This window comes from Stieleria bergensis (genome assembly GCA_007745635.1).
Classification (GTDB): domain Bacteria; phylum Planctomycetota; class Planctomycetia; order Pirellulales; family Pirellulaceae; genus Stieleria; species Stieleria bergensis.
The window spans coordinates 1,091,724-1,117,415 of sequence record CP036272.1; the positions used below are offsets into that span (position 1 = coordinate 1,091,724).

6 protein-coding genes are annotated in these 25,692 nt (G+C 56.3%); 3 read left to right on the forward strand and 3 right to left on the reverse strand.

Annotated features, from left to right (window positions below):
* Positions 1-287: 287 nt before the first annotated feature.
* Complete coding sequence (locus SV7mr_RS03535; protein ID WP_145269280.1) at positions 288-15,968, reverse strand: GEVED domain-containing protein; 15,681 nt, start codon at positions 15,966-15,968, stop codon at positions 288-290.
* Between the two features lie 638 nt (positions 15,969-16,606).
* Here SV7mr_RS03535 and SV7mr_RS03540 point away from each other — a divergent pair.
* Both SV7mr_RS03540 and SV7mr_RS03545 read left to right on the forward strand, forming a co-directional pair.
* Positions 16,607-17,317, forward strand: coding sequence for a tetratricopeptide repeat protein (locus SV7mr_RS03540; protein ID WP_419188442.1), 711 nt, complete (start codon positions 16,607-16,609; stop codon positions 17,315-17,317).
* 363 nt (positions 17,318-17,680) lie between these two features.
* A complete protein-coding gene (locus SV7mr_RS03545) occupies positions 17,681-19,291 on the forward strand; it encodes a glycine--tRNA ligase (protein ID WP_145277985.1) in 1,611 nt (536 codons plus the stop codon).
* Positions 19,292-19,342: 51 nt separating this feature from the next.
* Here SV7mr_RS03545 and SV7mr_RS03550 read toward each other — a convergent pair whose 3' ends face one another.
* Both SV7mr_RS03550 and SV7mr_RS25040 read right to left on the reverse strand, forming a co-directional pair.
* Complete coding sequence (locus SV7mr_RS03550) at positions 19,343-20,779, reverse strand: sulfatase family protein (protein WP_145269284.1); 1,437 nt, start codon at positions 20,777-20,779, stop codon at positions 19,343-19,345.
* Positions 20,780-20,987: 208 nt separating this feature from the next.
* Positions 20,988-23,189, reverse strand: coding sequence for a hypothetical protein (locus SV7mr_RS25040; protein ID WP_419188045.1), 2,202 nt, complete (start codon positions 23,187-23,189; stop codon positions 20,988-20,990).
* Positions 23,190-23,752: 563 nt separating this feature from the next.
* On the opposite strand from SV7mr_RS25040, the gene mnmG reads away from it, so the two are divergent.
* Complete coding sequence (gene mnmG / locus SV7mr_RS03570; RefSeq protein WP_145269292.1) at positions 23,753-25,609, forward strand: tRNA uridine-5-carboxymethylaminomethyl(34) synthesis enzyme MnmG; 1,857 nt, start codon at positions 23,753-23,755, stop codon at positions 25,607-25,609.
* Positions 25,610-25,692 lie beyond the last annotated feature (83 nt).

Consider the following 25,692-nt stretch of genomic DNA (forward strand, 5'->3'; position numbering starts at 1 on the left):
CAGTCCTCCGACGAGTCGGTGTCCTATTGAAGTCAAGTTTGGCGGAATGCAGTCAGTTTTGTTGCATTTGATTCGGACTACCGACAGAGTGGGGGATCGTTGTAACGATTGTAGCTTTCGTACGCGGATCACCAAACGGCTTGCCAGGCGGTTGTCCGCCTGGCTTTGTTTTCGATCGAACTGCAGCGTTCTCCCTAAGAAGGCAGATTCGGATTCGCATTGGAACTCTGTGGCGACAAGGCCACAGAGTTCCGCAACTTGGTTTCCAGTTCGCAGGCTAACAAGCCCTACAGGGACGCGAAGAAATCATCGAGCGAAGAGTTCTCGTCGTCACTGCCTTCGTTGCCGCCGATTGCCGAGTCGCTAGCGAGTTGATCGACAATCGAATCCAATTGGATGGATTCTGGCGAATCAAAGACACTTAGTTTCTCAGTGCTTGGCTGAGTCACTGGTGTGGCGGTCTGAGCAGAAGTCTCGTCCGTTTGCTCGCCCTCAGCGTTGCTGGCGATCAGCAGGTCACCCACAAGTGTTGGGGTACTGGCCATCACACCTGGTGCGGCGGTGATGAACTGACCGGCAACTTGCTCGCCTTCGATTTGCTCGCCTTCGATTTGCTCAGGGCTAGCGTAAAGCTCTGACAAGTGGTTGATCACTCGGATCGCATCAACCAGGGTCACCGAACCATCACCATTCACATCGGGGAACGGCGGAGTGGTCACAGGATCGGTTTCGAGGTTGATCGGCAGAGCACCATTTCGAACCAGAGCATTGATTACCAACAACGCATCAAGTGGAGTCACTCGTCCGTTGCCGTTGGTGTCAAACTGGTTGGTGGTGTTCTGGAACGAGTTGCTTTGAATGCTGATCGGGTAGTCTTCGACTTCACCGATGCTGGCATCGCCCAGTGGACCCAGGTTGTCCGTTTCGCTAATGCGGAAGCGAGCATAGGTTTCACCGGCAACCGCATCATTGGGCACGCCAATGGTCACGTTGCTTTGGCCGCTCGCACCGATTGGAATCCGGTTGCCACTGAAGGACGTTCCGAAGCCGTAGTACTCGTCATTTTCGAACACACCGTTGCGGTTCCAGTCGAACCAAGCATCGACGAACACTGGGTTGTCAGAGGCTTGTCCAGCGTCGGTGTTGTTGACGAAAATGCCAACGTTGAAGTTGAAACCGTTCTGCACGAAGGCGGGGAGACTGATCCCGTCATCGTTATCACTGTTGGGCACTCCGTCGGAGTCTGCGGTCACGTTGCTGCCCAGGCTCAGGCTTGGGTCGACGCGGTGACGTGGTCCGCCGGTCGCCATCAGGCTGTTGTACGGTGCGGGTGCATCTCCGTAGTCATAGCCACTGCCGACAAAGATCGTCAGTTCGGTCAGCCCATCGGCCTGGTTGCTTTGCAGCAGGTTACCGACTTCGTCTGCGATGACGATGGTTTCGGCAACACCCAGCCCAGAGGTGCCATTGGTGCCTTCAAGGAAGACACGGGTGTCGACCAGCGAGGTGTTCACACCGGCGAGGTTCGCACCGTCAATTGCCTGTTGCAGCAATTGCACGATTTCCAAGGCTGGCAGATCGATTGGAATGGTGACAGGGGTGGACGCTTGGTCACCTGGCAGGCCAATTTCAGTCGCTGTCGAATTGGTCAGGTCAAGCGAGTAGTTTGCATCGCCACCGATGGAGATGCGTCCTTCACCTTCGTTCGTTGGTTCCAAGCCTAGGCCAGCACCGCCGATCGCTCGCACGAGAGCGTCAGCGACTTGGTCGAGCGTTGCCACGTCACTGATGAAGACTGGAATGGCTTCATCATTGCTCACGATGCCATCAACGGTCAGTTCGAAGGTCTTTTCTAGGATGGCTCCCAGGCGAATTACGATGCTGTCGCCGTCAGAGACGTCGGCAATATCGGTGTTGCCTGCGGCAGGAATCGAGAATCCGAATCCGGTGCTGGTTCCGACTTCGCCATCGATTTGTACCAAGTTGCTTAGAGTGGCAACGCTGGTCAGCGAACTTGCTCCCAAGATCTGCACTCGGCCTTGGAAGGCATTGGCGTTCAGGTTCAGTGCCGGATCAGCATTGATTGCCGCTGCCAACGCTTCGGCAATCTCAGTGATGCTGGAATCATCGCTGATGGTGACGGCTGTCCCGAATCCACCGATTGATTCGTTGGTGTCCAGTTCGAACTCACGCTGGTTCGTGCCGTCATAGACAGTGAACTGCACGCCATCGGCGGTGCTTCCGTCCAGGCCTGCGGCGAACGTCAGAGTCAAACCGGTCTCGAATTCAAAGACGGTTGGATCACCCTGTTCATCGACCACTGTGAACGTGCCACCGTCTGGGTAGACGCTGCCGTCGGTCGCTTGAATGATCGCATCGCTTTGGTCGACCATGCGGATGACGTAGGTCGAGTCTTCAACCCAAACGCCAGCGATTGGGGTCAAGCGAATGATGTTGGCACTGGGGTCATAGGCAAAGCGATAATCAATGCCCTCGGTCAGAGCTTCGCCATCTTTCAACAGGATCAATGAGTTCTTGGAAACCGTCGCATCGTTGACACCGGTTCCAGGAACGTTGTCCGCTGGTGCGATGCCGTCAATCAACTGAATTTCAAAGGCCAATGGCGCCGAGCCCAGTACGGTGACTCGACCGGAATCAAGCCCAATGTTAGGAGCGAACGGTGACAACAGGGTCACGCGAGGTCCATCCAGGTCGCCACGGTCAAAGGCACCACGATCTTTAAAGATGCGTTCACCTAATCCGCTCGGTGGTTCGACGTTTGGATCATCGACGCGGGTTTGCCCGTTGACGTCCAAGCGTGGCGCCAGCACGGGTGAGGGGGCAATGCCAATTGCATTTCGAACGGTCGTCAAGCTGCTGCGTTCTGGCAACGAGTCAATCGAGCTGTCGATGATGCGAGCACCTGAGGCCGGTGCAAACACAAAGTCTGACGGATCGACGAAGATCGCTTCGGTGTCAGAGAGTTGCTGGGCCAAGGTTCCCAATTCGACGTTGCCGTCGTTGTCCGCAGTGTTGCGGTAGTACGAGTTGCCGCCCAGGATGAAGCCGTCGTTGCCGCCATTGAGGGCGATGCCGGTTTCACTGTTGGCAATGATGTTGTTCAACAGCGTCGGTGACGATCCACCGGTCACATTGATGCCAACGCCGCCAGCGGTGTAAAGGTCAACCGGGACGGAGCTGATAGCTCCCACCGCGTCGATGTCAGCACCGCGTGAGTCGCTATTGGGATTGCCTTGACGAAGGTCAGTCAAGCGAACGAAGGAGAATCGGTCATCGGTGCCGAATCCAAACTGATCGATATCGATCATGTTGGTCAGGCCACCGACAAAGCCCACGTTGAAGTAGTCAATGCCGTCACGGCTGATTTCAACCGAGACAGATTCAATTTCACCGGCTTCAAAGACCACCAAGTCCATCGCCGAATTGCCACTGCCGGTCAGGAAGTTATCGGTGAACTGTAAGGTGATTGAACCGCCGTATCCAAGCGAAACGGTGCCGGTGGCGTCGACAGGCTCTGTGCCACGATCGACCAATTCTGGTGGTCCCAGAATGTTGTTCGTGGTTTGGAACAAGGCGTCTGGTGGCTGGTTGCTGGCGTCGGGATCGTAATCAGAAACCGAATCGGCGAAGGACAAGCCACCTTGGCTGAATAAGATGCCTCGGAAGGCTTCGGCGGGCACCTCAAGGCCGGCGGCAATGGTGCCACCGATGATGGTGTTGTTGACGATGCGGTCAATGCCGACAGGATCCAAGAGCGTTTCATCCGCTGTGGTGTCCAGGCCTTGCAGGTCGATCCCGCCAACGCTGTTGAACGCAATCACGTTGCTTTGAACCACGACACCAGGCACCAGTTGCTCGGTGTTGAGTTCAACGAGGTTCCGTGGGTATCGGACGATCGCTGGTTGATCGTTGCCCGCAACGGTTGCTTGGCCGCCGTGGACAATCTTGATTCCATACTCTTCGTTGAATAGGAAGCGGCTGCTTTCAACCATGATGACGCCCTGAGACTCACGGTCTCGGTTCCCGTCGCCACGTTGATCTGAACGCGTGACCTCTGCCAGTGAACCGTCTTCGTCTCGGATGATCAGGTTGCCAATCAAGTCGATGCTGGAACTAAAGCGATGGATCGCCTTGATGTCCTCTGCGACTGTTGGGTCAGAGGGGAATCCGGTGCTAGCGACGGCTCGAGCGTCAATCACGCTTTGGACGTCTTGTCGAGCGATGGCTGCCAAGATGGAATCGGCAACTTCTGAGGCGTTTTGGGGACGCAGGAGTCCCGTGACCTCGTCGACCACTTCCATCGAGAATGGAATCGCGACGCGACCTGGTTCAACAATGCCATCGGAGTCGAATTCAAACTCGACCGTGGCGCGGCCGTCGCTGATCCAGAACATCTGGCCATCAATCAGTTGGCTCGCTGGGCGAGCTTGAATGGTCAGGCCGTCGCCCAGGCGATCGTTGCTGTCAAAGGAGCGGAACTGAGCTCCCGTTGCGGATTCGATGTACTCGCTGCCGTCACGGATCTCAACTTGATAGCTGCCTGTGAACAAGTCGCTGACGGGGTCTGCTGGAACAGCGAATGCTGGTCGCAGGTCGGTCGTGAACGGATTGTCGTAGAACGTGCCATCGGTCAGCACCGCACGTGGGTCACTGATTTGTTCGCCGCGTTCGGCCAAGCCGATGATGAAGTTCGACAGGTAAGCGCCATTGAAGTCGTTGTTGCGAGCTCCCTGCGGTTTGCTGGTTGCCCCGACAGTGTCCGCGTAGCGGAGGTCCAGGTTCTGGAACTTGCCATAGTCGTCGACTGAGAAGCTTGGCAAGGTGATCAGGGATCCTGAGGTCGGAATGTAGTTCGCTTCCGCGAGGTCACCCAGGAAGAAGCCCAGCAATACTTGTTGCAACGACTCGGCCACGTCGGTGGCAGTCATGCTGTTGCGAACGGGGATGGTGTTGGGTCCAGGAGTGCCAACGTTGCGGATCGAAATCAAATCCGGAGAGTTGGTGGCAACCGTGGTTGCCGTGCCGAGTTCGATTGAGTTTTCCGAAATGTCCAGTTCCAGGTCCGTCAAGAAATCGAACGTTGTCGCTGTACTGATCAGGGTCGGGAACAGTGCTGCCAAGTCCGTGGGAGTCAGGTCAGCAAGGGTCTGGCCAACTTCCAACAGATCATTGATATCCAATGAGACCTCATTTTGTCCCAGAGACAGATCGTTCGGATCAATCGGTGACGTGTCAATCGAACGAGTGCCATCGTTGAACACGAAGGTTTGATCGTCGATGGTGATCGTTACTTTCGCGTTAGCGTCCGCTTCGTACAGATTGAAAATGTCCAGTCCACTTGGAACCATCATCATCGGTGGGAAGTCCAGCGTGAACTCTTCACGATTGACCGTGATCGAATCACCTTCCACCAAGTCCTCGGCGGCAATTGTTCGCAGGGCCGCAGATGAAGTGCGAACCGAACCGGCGGTGGAGAACTCGAAACGCAGTTTCAAGTCATCTTGACCGGCAAAATCACCCAAGGGGATCCGTGCCTGACGCCAGGTTGGTGTGTCGTTGAACAGCTGCTGTTTCTGGATGTCGACCGAATCGTTGTAGGGATCCAGCAAATCTGGATCGTCGAATTCGTCACCCAGCAGACCAGCGGTTCGTGCCAGTGTTGACAGTGCCACAGCATGCTCGGTGCCATCGGGCATGATCACATAGACTCGCAGTGAGTCGGCACCACCATCGTGTTGTGCGTAGTAATCGAAGTACAGCGTTGGCAGGTCGCTTGGCGAGTACTCTTCCAACGAGAACGTGCTACTTTGAACCTGGCCGTGAGCACCACCAGGGAAGTTGAAGGTGTCTTGAACGCCCTGGCCGTCAACACGTTGCGATGACGTGGGGTATTCCGGAGACGATTCATAGAACCGCTGGAAGGTGCCGTCATAGTTAAATGCCAACCCATTGCCACCTGATCCCGGCAACCCATTGCCACCATCAAAGTGCCAGAGGTTGTAGTCCAGGGTGCTGAAGTCCAGGCCTTGAGCATTGACGATGCCCGTGGAAATCATCGAGCGTCCACCGGCGAAGTAAGGCACCAATTCGCCTAGTGTATTGAAGGCGTAAACGTTACCGCGGTTGGTGATCCCGAACAGGACGTCCGAGTACAGTCCGCCATCAACACTGTTTGGACCTGCACGCAGGCCGGTGAAGGTCTCGCCGGTTCGCAGCAAGTCGGTCGCCGTTCTGACGTAGGTGCCGATTTCTCGGTTGAAGCCAGACGCGATGTCGAAGCTGCTGATGAAGTACAATTCCGCTTGGTCGGTGATCGCGAACAGGTTGTCGCCAACAATCTCGATCCCCGTGACAGTGCCTCCTTGAGAGCGACCGCCAAGTACCAAGTTGCCTGATGCGTTGGCTGCGAAGCCATTGATGACTTGCACGCTGCGCGTTCGAGCGTTCGCTGTCACGCTGCCGCCAAGTGCATTGATCGCCTCGGAAACTTTCTGAGCGACAGTCGCCGCATCGTCTCCCAATTCCAGGATGATCGCAGTGCGGCCGACTTCGACTCCGTCTGCTCCACCGCCAACAAAGGCGTTGGAGCTAATCTCGATGGAGCTTGCTCCTGGAATGCTGATGCTACGGTCAGTGACAGTCGAGGTGATCGAGTTATCGGCCAGAGCTTGCTCGAAGGCTGCCAGGATTTCCGTCCCGGAGGAACTCGCGTCCAGTGGGATCGCGATGTTTCCTGGGTTCACTCCGACGTCTCCGATCGGTGCAAAGCCAACGTCGCTGGCGACAAAGGTCGTGCCAGGGCTGAAGATCACATCGGCACCGCTCGCAATCGGACTGGACTCGGGCAAGTTGAGTCCAGCCAATCGAGCCAGCTCGCTGGCAATCGCATCGCGGCTACGTGGGGCGTTGTCTTGGAAGCGAACGATCAATGGGATCGCGTCTTCCTGGATGGGATCATCGCCTTGACGAACGGCTTCGAAGGTGATGCTTTCGTCTTGAGAATCGGTAATCACCAGGCGTTGGCCAATGTCCAGACCGGTGATGGAGTTCACGTCCTGAACTCGCAATCGCGAACCCGTATCGAACTCAAACGTGTTGGTGCCAACGGAGATTGTGTCTCCGTCGTTGACCAAGCCACCGCTTAGCAGGATAGTGCCGTCGAAATCGAATTCGAAGGTGGTTGTTTCCGTGCCGTCGTTGCTCTGGATGGTAAAGACGTCGCCATCGAACAGTTGTTGCTCTGGGAAACCAGACTGTCCCACTTCAAGCACACCTGTGATTCCCAGTTGAGAGCCTGCGGTTCCGTCGGGGGTGGTGTCGATCTGGCCGAGGTCACGGCCTTGTGTACCAGCACCCGCGAAGCCCAAGACCAAGCCGTTGGTGCCGCTGCCTGCGTTTCCGGTGTTCGGAGCAAACGAGAACAGTACGTTGTCGACGTAGGTGGGGCCGATGATCGGAGGACGTTCGCCAACGAAGAAGCCTTGTTCGACGCCGCGACGTTCGCGAATCGTGATCGCTTGGACGGTCAAACCGGTGTCGGTTCGTTGCTCCAAGACTTGAACGCCAGCTTCTGGGTTCTGCTCATGGAACGTCTGCAAGTTGGCACCCGCGGCCAACTGGTTGATCGACGCATCGCCGGTGTCAATTTGGGAGTAGAACCAGTTTGTGTCACTGCGACCGCGACCGCCAAACCCAGAGTAACCGTACAGTTCACCATTGCTGCGGAAGGCAACGTCATTGAAGGTTTCGCCGCCGAATCCGCCCACGAAACCGTAGTTGTCACCAGTGAACGGATTGACCAGGAACAGGCCGGTTGGCGTGTTGACGTACAGCAGGACGTCGTCCATCGAGTAGGGCACGAACGAATCAGTGCCAAAAAGGTCAAACGTATCGTCAACGATGTTGCTGACTGCATCCAGTGGAGCTGCACGCAGCAATGGAGTGTTGCTGTTGATGTTAAAGAACTGATCCATTGCCACGGGAACTTGTGTCTCGTTGGCAATCGCCAGGTAGTAAGTGCCTTCGCCGAGTTCAACCGAGCCGAGGAATGGATCCTCAACGCCTGCACCACCACGGCTGAGGTCGTCAGCACTGTTGCTCGACGGCGTCGCTGGCAAGTCATTGGCAATGTTGCTGTCGGTGGCCGAGTAGATCAAGCGTCCGCTGGAATCGAAGACGTAAAACGCCATGTCCGTTCGAGCAAAGTTGGACGCGTAATCCAAGTCGATGATCGTGGCCAACGGCACCGTGGTTTGGTCGCGGGTCAAGTCCTTGTACTGAATGTCAAAGCTGTACCAATCCACATCCGTCTGCGATGAAATTTCGCCAGCGATGGACTTGCTCAACTTGTCGCTCGACAACGGACCGGCTTCAGCGGTGGCATCGTCAGAGGCACCGAAGTTGCCGACACGCTGAGCATCGAAGATGCTGTCGTTGGGTGCCGTTGTCTCTGCTTCGTCACCGGTGAGCGGCGAGTGGAAAGGCTGGCCGATGATTTGCAAACCATTGGTTGCATAACGGATGTCGGCGAGCTTGATTTGCGTGCCAGCGACTTCATCGGTCTCACGCAGGCGAATTTGCATTTGGTAGCGACCGCGAGTCAGGCCGCCACGAAGATCACCGTTAATGAGCGTGTCATAGTCGTCGGCATCGCGGGTATTGCTACTGCGAACACGCACGTGGTACAGGTTGCGAGTGCCGATTTCACCGGGCAATCGCAGACGCATTCCAGCGTCTTTCTCGTTGATCGAATAAGTGTCTTGCAGCACCGACGCGTGCACTTCTTGGACCATGGTCGCTGGCTGTACCTGTGGGAACACCGATGCCATTGAAAGCGACAGCGTTGGCACGTCTTGAGCGATGTAGAAGTCTTCGTCGTAGACCACTTGCAGGACGTAGTCTTCGCCCGCTTCGCGTGGTTGCACGTTAACGGTAACTTGTCCGACCAAGTCTCCAAAGGTTTCATTGATGGCCGTTTCCAAAGCAAGCACTGGATCGGCTGAGAAGTCAGCAACAGGAATCGTCGCAACGGCACTAGAAATGTCGCCGTACTGCAAGGCGATTTCGCCAAAGCTTGCGTCGTCAACGGCACCGTCGAGATTGATTCGCAATGTCGCCATGCGATCTTCAGCCACGGTCAGTGGTTGAACAGCATCCTGATCCAGTCGAGAGGATACGAAGAAGCCAGTGGCCTGATCGTCTTCGCCTGCTAGCGAATCATTGGATGAAGCCAACACTTCACCGTTGATGTCAACCAGTTCGATCACAGTGTCCAGGAAGCGACTGGTGCGATCGATGTCCAACCAGACTTCGGTATTGCTCTCGGCAATGAAGGAATAAACGTCGAGGTCATCACCGGTGGTGATCGCTCCGTCGACAATGAAGCCTAGACGGCGGTTTTCGTCGCCTGATTGCTCATCCGGAGCAAGTTCACCCAGGAACTGACTCTGCGAGGGAATCGCGTTGGTGTCGAAGACTGTGGTGCGGACAGGCTCGGATTCCGCTGCAGAGGCCACGTTGCGATCATAGGCACCTTCGCGAATCGTCACGCCGTCCCACAGACCAGCTGCAACATCTGAGCGATCGGGGCTATCAATCGTTGCGGCGTCTTCAGCAAGCAGTTCCAAGAAACTGGTGACTGTTGCCGTGGTTGAGTTTGCTGCAATGGTCCAGGAGTGTGCTGTGGTCACATCTGCAGGACCAAACACATCGCCCAAAATAGGGTCGATGGCTGCGGGCAAGTCTGTTAGATCGATGTCGCCACCGATGCTGAAGGTTTGCGTGCCCGCCTGGATTTGTGTTTCCAGATCATCGTAGATGTCCGCAGCCCAACCGTTGTAAACGGCGTTCTGCTGATTGGTGCCATCGTCGATGTAGAAGCCGCCGTGCGAGAAGCCCACGCGGTTAACGCTGTCAACGGTGTACAGACGGAAGTCAGCTTGGCCAGGGGTGCCCACCGTGTACAAAAAGTCGTTCGTCGTGCTGACGTCTTCATCCAGATAGCTGACGATTTGCAGTTCTGGCATTGCCGTCGTCGATGAGAACTCAACGGTTGAGAGCAACGTTGGAATGCCATCCTCAAAGCGACTGGTGGCAACCCATTGGATCACCTGACCCGATGCCAGAGTCAACTCGCCACGGCTTTCGACCAAGTCATCGCCTATGAGACTCGCACCTTGTGTGATCGTGCTGGCTGACAAAGAGGTCGCTGTCCCGCTTTCAATGACGTAGGTGTCGTACGCAAAGATGGGGTCATTGATCACTTGGACCTGGCCAAGGACATCTTCAATGGTGATGTCGCTGGTCAGGGTGAAGTCAGTCAAGTTGCCATCGCCAATCTCCGCTGAGAAGGAGCCTGGAATGGTTGGATCAACATCGTTGTCAATCAGGTTGCCATTGTTGATTTCTGGGCCGACTGGCAACAAGGGTGTCGAAGTGCCCGCGTCGCCACCGGATGCGTCGCTGCCGGAGTCAACGCCGCTGATGATGCCGTCGTTGTCGGTGTCAACGGCCGCAAAGCCGTCGATCGTAAATCCAGCGCCAGCGAAGTCATCCGACAGTGCGGTCATGACCACTGGGAAGTCTGGGTGCCCAATCAGTTGCAAGGCTCCACCGATACGGTCAGCAATGTCAACGAATTCGTTTTCCGCAGTCAGCAGTGAGCCGCCGACAATGATTGCCGCCGGATCAGTCGTTTCCTGGCCATCTTCAGTGCGTAGCTTGACAACCAGCGACCCGCGGGCATCGCTCAGCAATCGCAGTCCGCCGAAGACAAAGCGGTTGGGGATTTCAATGGTGTCGGTCACCACGTGGACAATGTCAACGTCATCCCAGACGCCTTCGGTCACCAATTCGCCACCGCGAATCAGCATCCCGTTGATCTCGTTGCGTGTCAGGCTGTTGTCTTCAACCAGTGGGCCGTTGTTGGCAACGACATCGAATCGATTGACCGCGCCAGTGCTGCGGCCATTGTCTTGCACTTCCGCTGCATTGAGCGAATTGATATCGATGCTGATCGCCGCTGCATCGTTATCAATGAAATCGTTGTTGACCAAGATCGGTGTCGCTGCACGAATGAACACTGCACCAGGAGCATTGTCGCTGCGGCCGGCACGGGTTTCATTTAGCGATCCGCGACCATCCGCGTTGAATTCTACGCGGCTATTGGTCAGTCGCAGGTCACCTTGATGGACTTCGATCGCGTTGAAGGAAGCAAAGCCACCTTCAATCCGGGTTGTCCCACCGCCACCGGCGATCACTGCGTTGTCAATGCTGGCCGAGCCAGCATGTCCGATAAACAGGCCGCCCCAATCACCAGGATTGATGCTTGTTGAATCGCCACCGCTGTTGGTTTCGAAGGTGCCACCGTTGCCGTAACGAATGTCGTTCAGACTGGTGATGATAACCGGATTGCCTGGGGTGCCTTCGGCAACAAAGTTAGCACCAAAGCGGGCTTCGATTCGTGCCGAATCAATCTTCAAGACCGTGGAAGGATCGATGACCAGGCTGCCGTCCAGACGGCTACGCAATGGTGATGTCGCTTCGGTCAGCAAGGCTCCGCCTTGTTCCACTTGATCAAGGAATGAGGTGTTGGTCGCGTTCAATACCGAGACCAATTCATAAGGCCCTGGCAGACCCGTGCTTGGATCCACTGTCGCGCGGTACAGGTTGCGAGCAGCGACGTCGCTGCCGGGAGCAGGTGTTGGCAGGGATCGCAGACGGATTCCGCCTGTCGAGGTCGTTGTGACTCGAACGGTTGGATCACTGATCGCTGATTCGAGTCCCAGGCTGTCGACGTTCGTGATGCGGTACTCGTACTGGCCCGCTGGAACGGCTCCATTGATCGGCTCAGCAAACAGGCGAACCAAGACGGACGCGGGAGCGCCACTCTGGATCACAGGGCCGCCAGGAGTGCCTTCGATGATGAGGTTTTCCGCCAGCACGTGTGTGATGTCGGTGTCGTCAAATCGAGTGGCCGTGGTGATGGTTTCGAGGTCTTCGCCACTGCGTGTGGTCAGACGAATGAACAAACCATTGATGCTGTTGTCAGTGATTTCATTGCCGTGAATCTCCGGCCCAACACGGGTGTAGTCAGGAGTGAAGGGGCTGTCGGCTTGATACGTCGCCGCTGTGAATCGCGTCTCGCGGAATGTGTTGGGTGTCGCTGCGATGGCCGCATCGGCACTGTTTCGGAGGGTTGAGTTAACAACCGTGACGCGGGTTTCGGCCATGTCGATCGGGGACACAACCACTTCGCGTCCACCAATCGATACACGTCCACCACCGTATTGAATGTTCGCAAACTGAACATGGTTTAGGAAGACACCGTTCTCTTCATGGTTGCGACGCAGCTCATCAGCGGCATCCAAGTCGCCACGGAAGTCCAGGCCGCCCCAGTCACCAGCTGCGGGACTCGGCAGGAATTGAGGCTGGTTGCCGGTTCCCACGGTGGAGTCGAAGTAGCTGGTCAGGTAGACGCTACCAGGGATTAGAGAATTGGTTGTGTCACGTGCCGGCAAGCCGTTGGCAAGAACGATCGAAGGCGTGCCGAGGATCTGCAAGTTCGATCCGCTCAGGTCAATCGTCGGGGCGGTGCTGCCCACGCCGATTCGCGAATTGGCGAACTTCAAGATTGCACCGGTGTCGACAATCATTTGCACGTCGGCGGGCAGCTCCAGGTCCGTTCCGTCAACCATGGGCAAGCCATTGTTTTGGAAGCCGATTTGGTAACTGAAGTTGTCTTCAGGCGTCTGGACCAACCCGTCAAGACCACCATTGCCTACCACGCGAACGGTGATGTTCAATTCACGCAGGTACGTCATCAAGGTGTTGCCACGCTGTACATCTGCTGGATTGGACGAACTGCGCAGCGCGTTCAATTCCAACAGCGAACCGGACATCGCTTCGCTTCGCAATTCCATGATGCGACGTGCGTCGTTCAGGGCATGGTCGATTTCCGAATAAGGATTGTTGGCGTAACCAATCGTTCGGGTGCGGAAGGCATCGATGAAATTCAGGTCCGACTGCGAATGAGAAATGCTGCCCGTTGGCTGATGGAGCGCAAATTCACCCTTGTCGATGTACAGGGTTTCAGAGATGTCTGCTGTGTTGATCCAGTAGTTAAATGTACCGCCGGGACGGCCGTCACCATCGCCATCAAGGGCGACACCGGTGGTGTCAAACATCATGCTGGAGGCTGATGGCGTGAAGTCAACACGCAACTGATAGTCGCCTTCGCTCAGACCGCCAAATCCGGTGTCCGCGATCGCTGGTTCATAGGCATCGTTGCCACTGGCGCTGACGCCAATCATGTAAACGCCTGCCGACAGTGAATCCAAGCGGATCAGTGAGTCATTGCTGAAGTAGTCATCATTCTGAGCGACCTCAACGAATTCGCCGTTTGACTCTTGCTTGTAAAGACGCAGGTGCGTGTCCAGCAGGCTGGCCGCAGCGAGGCGTTCTGCAGTCGCTTCGATTGCAATCGATCCTGGCTCGCTGAGCTCGAATCGATACATGTCGATGTCGGTGCTGTCAGGGCGATACAGGTATTGGCCGTTAATGATGTCGGCGTGACTTGGGAACGCAGGCTCGTTGTTGGTGCCCGGTTGGAACACAAATCCAGTACTCTGTGTCGTGGGTTGAGGCAGGTCGTCGGCATAGCCGTAGCCGAGCAACTGGCCAATTCCAAACATCGCTCCACGGAAGAATTCACCGCCGAACGAATCGTCAATGGATTCATCAAAATCTTGGAAGTCCATCACGACGATGTCATCAATGCCATCCGCATCACGGTCTGCTGTGACCACCGCAGTGCCACCGTTTGCACTGGTTGCCAACGGGTCGCCACCGTACAGGTCGCCAACTGCGATCGAAAAGCCGCCGATGTCAACCGGATCACGATCCTTGACTTCAACGAAGTTCACGCCCAAGTATTGGCTGAACAGCGTGAGTGCCTCGCGAGCACGCTCCTGTTGCTGTTCACTGATGATGTTGAAGTAACTTGTGTCGTTGGTGATTCCGGATCGGTTCGGGTCGTCGCCGAGCCAGCTGGAAACAAAGTCGTACTCGATCACCGAAATGCCATCGACGGAGTCGGGAGCATTGCGAACGTAATCAAGTGGGACGGGGCGGTCGATCCGTGATGGATCTTCAGCACGAATCTCGCGTGTGCCGGGGACATCCGGGCCGGGCAAGCGGAGGTCGTAGGGGGTCTCGTTGCGAATCTCGCTATTCAAAATCGCCGATTGCGTGGTGCCAGTGCCAAGCGTCCACTGACTGTTTAGATCAAACGCGGTGTTGAAGCTGTCGCCCGCTCCGTCCGGAGCAAAGGATGAACCTACCGGCAGTGTCACGGTTTGAGGCCCAGAGGGCAGCGAATCCGACGAGCCAATGCGTAGACGGACCGAACCGCTAAGCACTTCTCCAGGGCTGCCAGGAACTGGCAAGCGGGAAAGCGGGTTTCCGTAGTTCAGTCGCGCGATATTGGTCACGTTGTTGTAACTGACCGATCCGGGCGTCAGCGGAACAACGATGTCGTCTTTGTTGTCGACGGTGTCTTGCGTGAAGATCAACGAATAGAAGCTGGGATCCTCAGCCTGAGTCTGGTTCAAATCATCATCGTTGAAGTGAACTTCGATAATGCCCGTTTCAGCAGACAGAGTCCCGTCGTTTTCACGACGCACAGGCTCGGGAACGACGGCAACGACGCGAGGGCCCAAGTTGATGTCGAAGATGCGTGTCAGGTCTTCACCATCATTGAACCGCTCTCCGTCAACGGCTCGCAGTGCCGCTGGCCCGCTACCGATCACATCAACCTGGTAGAGGTCATCGGGCAGTGGCTCGGCAAATCGAAACACGACTTCACGAGGCGAATCACCCAAGCCAACCCAGCCGGGCTCAACAAAAACGTCGCTGACACCAGAGAGTTCAAGCGGTGAATAGCTCGTGCTGTTGCCTCCCACTGCAATCGACGCGTCGCCTTGCTGAACCGAAGCCACGACCAATTCCGAAGCCTGTGGGTTGCTGTTGATCGCGTTGATGAAGTCTTGCGCGGTCGATGGTGCAAATTGATAGCTGTTCAACTGCATCCGAATCGTCTTGTCAGTCACAACCACCACAGGGTTGGCTGGGCCACCAAAGTTTTGGCTGCCAACTTCAATTTTTACGCCCCGACCATCGGCACCCGGTAACTGGGACACAAGACGCACACGCACGGCGCCATTGCTGCCCAAGTCCGTGACCGCCTGCGCAGAGTTCGCGCCCCGCAATTCAAGCGTGCTGCCGTTGATGTTGCCGCCGCCAAGTGGCTGTGCCGAAGAACCGCTGACCTGAATCACCTGTGCCAATGCAGACGAATCGAGGTCAGAGTTGAATGCTGCCACAAGGTCACCCGCCTGCGTGGTCGCAAAGGGGCTGGTGCTCAACGTCACCGTGATCGCGCGGTCCGCAACCGTGATCACAGGCGTTCGAGACGATGCACTGGGGTTGGTCAGCACGTTGATCGTCACGCCGTTGCCAAGGCTGCCAGACTGCTGCGAACGGAATTCAAAGAGCGACAAACCATTGCTGCCAAGATCACTCGTGGCCGACGCCGCTTCAAAGACTCCGTCTTCGCCCGCACGTGTGATCCGAATGCCGTCCAGCGTGGTCGGGTCAAGGTTCGTGCTGTCGTCAAACCGAAACACAAGCTCTTTGGGAGAAAAGTCCAGCGATTCACCGCCAAACAGCAGCCCGCCTTCATTGGGTTGAATCCCAATCAGCTCGGGACCGGCCAGCAGCTGGCGGTTCTCCAGCGACTCCAAAAGGCTACGCCGTTTTTCAGCGTGGCGTTTACGATCGGCTCGCTGACTGCGACGTCGTTTGGAATCCCCAAGGCGTGATGTCGAGCGTTTCATCGAGGGCTGGCGGTCGTTGGGCATGTCGGACTGGGAAGAGTTACGGAAGGTCATCCAAAGGCCTCGTCATTCGTCCCCTAAAAGGGGCTTCGGTGGGCAGCTAGGTTGTTATTTCTTTGACGCTGGCGGGTCTGCTTTGGCGGGCAGGAGCCATGCGACATCACGATCAGAACGCTTTTCCGAACGTGTTTGTATGTTTGTTTTGGCAATTTAGGGCGTCTGCGGCATTTGCGGGCTCCCGGCAGAAAGTTTAGTCAGGACCGCCCAAACCGCAACAAAAACCAAGTCGAAGGTGGGGGTTGAGCCTGAAACAGGCTCCTTGAGCTGGTTTGGCTCCCCTCATTTCTCGCTCTGTGTGCGCCCGCAAATGGCGGCAACCCGGTGCGATCGCGGTGATCGAAGCGTGGATCGAGTGCAAAACACAGCGTGGATCGTTCGACGATTTTTAGATTGAGAAAGTTCCTCTCTTGCATGGTTTCGTGTCAGGTTGTTACGGTCGCGGCGAGAAATCAGGTGAATCTCTCCAATTTCTTTAATCCCAACAGGGAGTGTTCCCCTGCTTGTGGCTAGTGTCTAGACCAGCTAAGGACGGCTGAAAAATGTGTGCATTTGCGAAGGCAACCGAGGTGTCTGAGCGGAATCATTCAGGATTTTCCGCGGAAAAGACCCTCATTCTGCCCCATTTGATTGCAGTGGTAGCCTGCGGGCTTTTTCTTACATCGGCTGGATGTCACTGGGGCTCTAATCGAAAAAACGTTGTTGGCACACAGTTACACCAACAAGGTCATTACACAGCGGCAATGCAGCAGTTCCAGCAGGTGGTCGCCGAGGACCCCGGCAATCCGGACGGCTACTACAACCTGGCTGCGACGATGCATCGCCTGGCGAAAGATCGCCAAGATCCCAAGATGATGGACGATGCGTTGAACCTGTATCAGCAGTGTTTGGATCTCAGCCCCAACCATGTGGAGTGCCATCGTGGACTGGCGGTGCTGTTGATTGACACTGGAAAACCAGATCGCGCGTTCGCCTTGGTCAAGAATTGGGCAACCCGTGTTCCAGGAGCGGCCGATCCACGAATCGAGCTGGCGCGTTTGTACGAAGAGACCGGAGATGCCGGGACGGCGTTGCAGCATTTGGAAAGTGCCGTGCAGCTGGATGCCAACAACAGTCGAGCCTGGTTGGCGCTGGGCCGATTGCGCGAATCCGGCGGTGATGACGCCCAGGCACTGCAGAATTACCAGCGGGCATTGGCTCTTAACGGTGGTCAGCCGGCAGTCGCCGAGCGAGTCGCGGTGCTCAATCGCCGCTTGAACTCGAAAATCGATGCCAGTCTCAATGCCAACAACGTGATGATCGCCCAGCCGCCACCGGCGCCTGCCGTCGGTCGGACACAGTTTTAGAGAGCATTGCTAGCGCTGATTTTCCGGTGCTTTGGAGGCTGCTGATTGGAAGCGGTTGGCGGGCCTGGAAATTCGAATTTCATCGGAGTTCCCATCAGCGGCGACGGGCGTGGTGCCGCCAGGCCCAGGATTCTGATCCACGCTCTGAATTGGCCGTCCGTGGTGGCCAAAAACAGCGGTTTGTTTACGGGAAAGTGGACCTGTTTTCCCGATCAGGCTCGCCCCACAGCCTGGCTCGGCCTATAAGAATGGCCTGCAATCGCGGCGGTTCGTGATTGCAGCAGCGGAGATGGCTGCAGCGATTGGAAGTTTCCAATCCATCTTGAGTTCCCACCACCGAAGAAAGCTTTGACTATGAAGTCGATGGAAAAAATCGTGTCGTTATGCAAACGACGTGGCTTCCTGTTTCAGTCCAGTGAAATCTATGGCGGCGTGCAAGGCTTCTGGGATTACGGGCCCTTGGGTGTGGAGCTGAAACGGAATCTCAAGGATGCTTGGTGGAGCGACATGATTCGCGGCCACAACAACTTATTGGTTCCTGAAGGCGCACCATCGAGCTACGAGATGGTTGGATTGGACTGCACGATCATCATGCACCCACAGGTGTGGAAGAACAGTGGTCACTACGACCTGTTCCATGATCACATGGTGGACTGCCGTGAATCAAAGAAACGCTATCGATTTGATCAGGTCCGTGGACGCTGGTGTCAGCGTGGTGAAACCAAAGTGTTTGTCTCCACGCTTGCCGAAGCTGAGCATGAAGCAGACGAAGTGCGTCGCCGGGCAATGAAGTTCTTTAAACTGCGTGCCAAGAACGCCGATGAACTGACCGTTGGTGATGAATCATTAACCCTCGATCGATTGGATGATACCAAGAGCGTGCTGGCTCCCGACGCCAAGAGCCTTGACACCTTAACCGATCCGCGCGAATTTAACTTGATGTTCAAGACAACGTTGGGTGCGTTGGGCGGTGAAGATGATGTCACGTTTTTGCGTCCCGAAACCGCCCAGGGAATCTTCGTCAACTTCAAGAACGTCTTGGATTCTTCGCGAGTCAAGGTGCCGTTTGGAATCGGTCAGGTTGGGAAGAGTTTCCGTAACGAGATCACACCACGGAACTTTACTTTCCGTTCGCGTGAATTCGAACAGATGGAAATCGAATTCTTCTGCCCACCTGATCAGTCTCAGCAATGGTATCGCTACTGGCGCGATCGTCGCTTGGCGTGGTACACCGAACTCGGTCTGAGCAGTGAATCGCTGATCATGCGTGAGCACCACACGGAAGAACTCGCGCACTACAGCGTTGGTACCGCGGACATCGAATATGCGTTCCCATTCCTGCCACCAGGTGAGTATGGTGAACTCGAGGGCATTGCCCACCGTGGTGACTTTGACTTGCGTAGTCACATGGAAGGCAAGTTGGATCCCAATTCGCCCGAAGGCCAACCCATGCAGGTTGAACTCAACGAACATGGCAAGCCCAAGTATCGAGGCAGTGGCAAAGACCTAAGCTATCGAGATGAAGTCACCAACGAGAAGTTTGTTCCCCATGTGATCGAACCCTCTGCCGGTGCCGACCGAGGTGCTTTGGCGTTCCTTTGCGAAGCTTACACCGAAGACCAGGCACCGGACGATAAAGGCAACATGCAAACGCGAACAGTGATGAAGCTGCACCCGCGTTTGGCGCCGCTGAAGGCAGCGGTCTTTCCACTGGTCAAGAAAGATGGCATGCCAGAGATCGCCAAAGAAATCTATGGCAATCTCAAGCAACACTTCAATGTGTTCTATGACGACAAGGGCGCCGTGGGACGTCGATATCGTCGTCAGGATGAAGCGGGCACGCCTTATTGCATTACCGTTGACGGAGACTCCGTCAGTGAAGGCACGGTGACCATTCGCGATCGTGATTCCCTGGAACAAACACGCGTCAAAATTGACGACGTGGTCAGTGAAATCACGCAGCGGATGTCATAAGACTGCCAGATGCAATGAATCTGCAAACGCGAAAGCGGCTGCAAAGCTGCTTTAGCGTTTTCGCTTTTTCTCGATCATGCTTTGGTATTCCCAGCGAGACTTCCACGCATCTAAAAACGGCTGGTAGTCTTCGCGTTCCACCCAGAACATCGGTGCAGGATGCGAGGGATCGACGTTGCCTTCGGGGTAATCTGCTCCCGCTTCACTGGCATCGCTGCTGGACAGAAACGTTTTGAGTTGTTGTTCCAGCTCTTCTGCCCGTTTGCCGTTTTCTTTGCTGACGTCGGTGGTTTCGCTGGTGTCATTGGCCAGGTCGTAAAGGGCGAATTGGCCTTGATCAACATTGGTTGTGACCAGTTTCCAGTCATCGGACACAATCGCGGCTTTGTTGCGATAGCGAAAACAGATGGGCTGTTTGCGAGTCCGCGGTTCGCGGCCTGGATCGATCAACAAACCGGCTAGGCTGATGCCGTCGGCGGGGCGATCTTTGGCTGGATGTTCGATCCCAGCAAGCTCCAGCACGGTTGGCATGATGTCCATCACGCTGGCGGGATACTCGGTCTGACGCGGCTGGATCGTGCCCGGCCATTCGATTATGCCCGGGACACGCAGGCCGCCTTCAAAGACATCGCCTTTGTTGCCGCGTAGCGGTCCCACGGTGCCTGGTTTGATCCCTTTCAGGCCGCCATTGTCACTGCAGTACCAAAGCACGGTTTGCTTTTCGATGCCTAGTTTTCGCAAGCCGGCTCTCAAGGTGCCAACGCTACGGTCTAACGCGACCAATTCACCATAATGATGCATCGATTGTTGGTTCAGTTCGGTAAACGGGCGGTTGTCTTCAGCGGACGCTTTGAATGGCGAGTGAGGCGTGCCATACCAGATGACGGTGAAGAACGGTTGATCGCTCGCGGCTTGCCGTTCAATCTGCTCTAACGCGCGGGCAACGACGACGTCACTTGAGTCCCCGGTTTGTGGCGCCAGTTTTCCCATGTCGCTAAACAGGGGATCGCGATCATAAAAGTTGGTGACCGAGGTCCAGTGTTGGAAACCAAACGTTCCGGGATGAAAGGGGTCATGGTCCCAGATCGGGACACCGGGCCCACGCAGGCCATTGAGATGCCATTTGCCAAAGTGAGCTGTTTGGTAGCCCGCTTTGGCGAGCACGGCGGGCAAGGTGATCTCTTGATGACGCAAGGCGTATCCATGTTCTGGAACCCCAACGCGATAACAAGATCGGCCCGTCAAAACAGCGCCTCGCGTCGGCGAACAGACCGGCGCGCCAGCGTAAAATCGATTCATGCGCAATCCAGATTCTGCCATCGCATCCAGATGCGGTGTCTTCAGAATCGGATGCCCGTTGTAGCTGGTTTCACCCCAGCCCTGATCATCCGCCATCACCAAAATCACATTCGGTGGTTGCTTGGCCATGGTGATGTTGGAAAGCAAGCCGACAGCCAGCAGACTGGCAAGTGTAACAATGAAACGCATGAGGCTATGGAGGGAGAGGAAGAAGGGCAGCGGAGAGCGACGCCTGGGGCGCGCTGACGACACAGCCACATCATAATCCCTTGATGGCTATCGCGGGGGCCATCTGCCAACGGTGACCGATGGGATCCGCCGTCGGTGGTGCAGCCAACCGTAGAGAGGCAGCCCTGTTTACCGGACGCCTGCTTACCCCGCGCAACGGGCAACCGGTCTAGCGAGGTCGAATGCCCAAGATGGTCGCTCGTGGAGCCAGTCCCACGGTTTGGACGGGTTGGTCCAGCAGATAGGTGCTTTGGTTACCTGCTTGATCGACCGCATCGATTCGCAAGTAGAGCTGCGCCGGTAGACGCGGGTCGGCTTGCCAAATGTACAGGCCATCATTACGAACGCCAGCCGCAATGGTCGTCCAAGGACCTTCCAGCGAGTCGCTGAAGGCCAAGCTGATAGGGCGTTTGGTCAGGTGCTCGTCCTTGCATTCGTAGCCGATGATCAGTGAACCCGCATCAACACCGTCCCCAAACCGAGCCGACGTGATGCGAATCTTTGGATTGGTTTGGTCGACGATCACGCTAAAGTCGGGGCGATCACCTGGCATTGGGCTGGGGCTCGCCAAGCCGCTCGTGCGCACTGGCACGACGCGAAACGAAAACGTGCCTTCCCCTTTGGTGACCACATCAAAGGGACTGGCCTTGTCGGGGTCCGCGCCCCACAGCTTCCAGGTGCGTCCACTATCCAACGAACCATAGAGTTCCACTTTTTCAATCCCATCAGCCCCGACTGCATGCAGTTGATAGTCCAATTCAAAATCATTGGACTTGCTGAACCGATACGGAACAGACTCGTGACCTTGGTGTAGATCAAACTGTTGCTGCTTGGACCGCGCGACTTGGTCGGCCTGTTGAGCCTGAGCTTCCATATTGAACGTCGCTGATTGCTGCGGCAACGGAGGCGGTGTGGATCCGCCATTGGACGCTGTCATGGCGCGAGCCGGATTCGCTGACGTTGGCAACCCGGCCGGTCGGGTCACCGGAGTCGGATCAGCCACGGCAAAGCCGCCGTCGTTTTCCACCGCGGGAAGTCCGCCACGCGGCAGCGTCTGGGCAGTGCCTTCGGTGCGATTCGTTGTCGCGACTGGATTCGTCGCCGCAACTGGCTCCGTCGCGTTGCCGGTCGCGGGGCCAGGCGGTTGGCGCCGCTGGGCGGGTGCTTGACCCAGGTTGGGATTAGACGGATCTGTGAGCCAATACGAAAAGGGGGACGCAGTGCTGGCGCCAACGCCTGGTTGGTTCTGATTTGCCACACCCGCATTGGCTGTCGCACCGGCATTGGCTGTCGCACCGGTGGAGACGTTTGGCGTTGCAGGCGGATTCGCTGAGGTGGAATTGGCCGACGGAGCGGTGTTAGCAGTCAACGCACTGGCTGGTGGAGTGCTGGCCACTGGAGCACTGGCCACTGGAGCACTGGCCACTGGAGCACTGGCCACTGGAGCACTGGTCACTGGAGCACTGGTCACTGGAGCACTGGCCACTGGAGCACTGGCTGTTGCGGTCGCAGCGGTCGGAGATGCAGATGCGCCCGAAGCCGTGTGTGAATCGATTGGCCGCATCTGGCCTGTGGCAACTGGCGCTGGAGTCTCTGGGTTCGTCGGCGTGGCCTGCCAACTGTTGTTCTCGTTGGTCCCCGCTTGATCCGTGTCGTTGGCGCTCTTGGGTGGCGTCAACAAGACGCTTGGCGGATCAGAGGGATGCGATGCGGTTTGAACGTTGGGCAGAAAACGCATGCCGGCTTCAACAGCGGACATGAAAAAGCTGTCCAGTTTCTGCCCGGGATTGATGCCTGCCCATTGGCTGGCAGCTCCCGGTTGGGTGCCGTTTGGCGTCTGTGGTTTGTTTTGGGCGATCAGCGGCGGTGGTCCGCTGGCAATTTTGGGCCGGCGAATCGATTTGGATTGGGTAGAGACATTGCCCAGTGAATCCACCGCGGTCACATGGATGACTATTTGGTTCCAGTTTTCCACGGGGGTAATCTTAAAGCTACCGTCTGGATTGATCGTGCTGTTTTCGATCGTCTGCCATTGGCGCTGGACGTCACTGGCCACCAAGACTCGAAGGCTGCTGACCTTGTGAGGGTCTGCCAGATCCAGATTGGCATCAATCGTGCCGTCGACTTGCCCATCTCCGTCGATCTGGATCTCGGGGCCCTTGGTGTCGATGGCGATGATGCGTTCGGGTTTCAGGTGACTGGTCAGAGGCATCTCGTCGGTCGAGTGGGTGAACCAGTATTCCCCGTCGGTGTCGGTCTCGAAATGGAATTTCTCTACCGGGACCTGTTTTTGTCGGTACACTTTCCAGGTTTGCCCACGGTCGGACGAGACATGCAGGCGGACCACACGAATTTGAGAACTGCGGTCCATCTGGAATGGGATGTCAAACACCCGAGATCGGAGCACAATGGGTGCCGATGCAGGGTTGCTTGGGGTCGATTCGCCTGCCTGCGAGTTGGCCGCTGACTTGGCCGTAGCGTTGTTCTGGCTGGAATTGACTTGCCCGTCGACGCTTTGGGCTGACGCCAGTGTAGGGAAAGCCAGAATAGGGAAAGCCAGGGTAGGGAACGCCAGTGTAGGGAACGCCAGAGACCACAGCAGCACGGTGCGCAGGCTCTGTTTACAGATCAAGCTGAATGACTTGCTCGTGGCGGTGTTCCGCCGATGGTGGAACCAGCTGTGGGGTGCGTTTGCTAGCATTGTCTGGTCAGTTGGTCGATTGTCACTGATGAAATCAAACTTATTCTGAAGCGTCGGCATCAAGCATTGGATTCTTGATGCTGAGTCGCTCAAATGCAGCGGGTCGAACCGCGAATCACAGTGCTGGCAATTTAGGTAGAAGACACAGTTTTTAGGTTAGTTCCTCTGGCAGGCTTGAAGCCGCCCAAACGCTTCGCTACAGACCGCTAGATGAATGATTGGAAATCACACAGATGAATGAATATCGATACGACGTCATTGTGATCGGTGCCGGGCATGCCGGGACGGAAGCCGCCGCTGCAGCGGCTCGCTTGGGCGCCAAAACCGCCTTGCTAACTACCAATATCGATACCGTGGGGCAAATGTCTTGCAATCCAGCCATCGGCGGCGTGGCCAAGGGGCAGATTGTCCGTGAGATCGATGCCTTGGGCGGATTGATGGGCCAAGCGATTGATGCCACCGGCATTCAGTTTCGCATGCTGAATCAACGCAAGGGCCCAGCGATGCACAGCCCCCGTGCTCAAGCTGACAAAAAGGCCTATCAGCAGTACATCAAGCATGCGGTTGAACTTCAGGACAATCTGGACCTGCGTAACGAGACCGTTGAGGACTTGATCACGGTTCCGATTCAAACGTCCGACGAGGGGCCCTATGCGACGGCGACCGAGCGGATTGTGGGTGTCAAGGTTCGTGGTGATGCCCAGTACATGGCAGACGCCGTGATTTTAACCACCGGCACGTTCTTAACCGCCATCATGCACGTGGGCGATGCAAAAGCCGCCGGAGGTCGCGCGGGCGAAGGCACGACCACGGGGATCAGTGGAGCGCTCAAGCGATTGAAATTTGAAGTCGATCGCTTCAAGACGGGGACTCCCGCACGGCTCAATCGCCGCACAATTGATTACAAAGGTTTGGACGAACAGCCCGGGGATGATGATCCGCAGCCGTTTTCGTTCCTCAACGATTCGTTGGATGTTGATCAGGTTTCCTGTCACATCGCACACACCAATGAAGCCGTGCATGAGCTGATCCGCCAAAACCTTCATCGCGCTCCGATGTACAGTGGCGAAATCCACTCACGCGGGCCGCGTTACTGCCCAGCGATCGAAGACAAAGTGGTTCGCTTCACCGATAAGTCCAGCCACCAGTTGTTTCTTGAGCCGGAAGGTCACCACACCGAAGAGGTTTACGCCAACGGGATCTCGACAAGCTTGCCGCGCGACGTGCAGGATCAGATGTTGCGTTTGATTCCACCGCTAAAGCATGCCACCATCATGCGTTACGGTTACGCCGTGGAATACGATTATTGTCCGCCCACACAGTTGTGGCCTCACTTAGAAAGCAAGTCTGTCGCGGGGCTCTATTTGGCCGGGCAAATCAATGGCACCACCGGTTACGAAGAAGCCGGTGGTCAAGGATTGCTGGCGGGATTGAACGCCGCTCGACGATTGGCTGGTCAAGAAACTTGGACGCCGTCGCGCGACCAAGCTTATCTTGGTGTGTTGGTTGATGACTTGGTGACCACGGGAACAGACGAGCCCTATCGAATGTTCACCAGCCGAGCCGAATTTCGGTTGCTGCTGCGTCAAGACAACGCCGATCGACGTCTGACAGAAGACGCCGAGCGATTGGGATTGATTGGCGCCGATCGACGCGAACGCTATCTGACCAAAATGGCAGAGATTGGAACGGCCAATAGCGTTCTGGCTGCGACACGAGTTTCAACCGCGAAAGGTGACGTGACCGGTGACGTGTATCTGCGACGTCCGGAGATCGGTTGGGCGGAGATGTGTGAATTGATTCCGGGCCTTAACGCTATCGGTGCACAAGCTGCACAACAAGTGGTCTACGACATTAAGTACGAAGGTTACGTCAGTCGCCAACGCGATGAAGTGGCTCGGCAGCAACGCATGCTGAAGAAAAAGATTCCCAGTTCATTCGATTACGCGACCATCATTGCGCTGCGTAACGAAGCCCGTGAGAAGTTGACCGAGATTCGTCCTGTCACCTTAGCTCAGGCTCAGCGGATCAGTGGTATCACCCCCGCCGACATCGCCTTGGTATTGGCCTACTTGGAATCAAAGTCCTGACGCTGAGTTTTCATCGCGGCAGCGAGACTCAGAGGGGCCGATCCCCACGCGAATCACGTTCAGGTGATGGCGGTGTCTGCCGT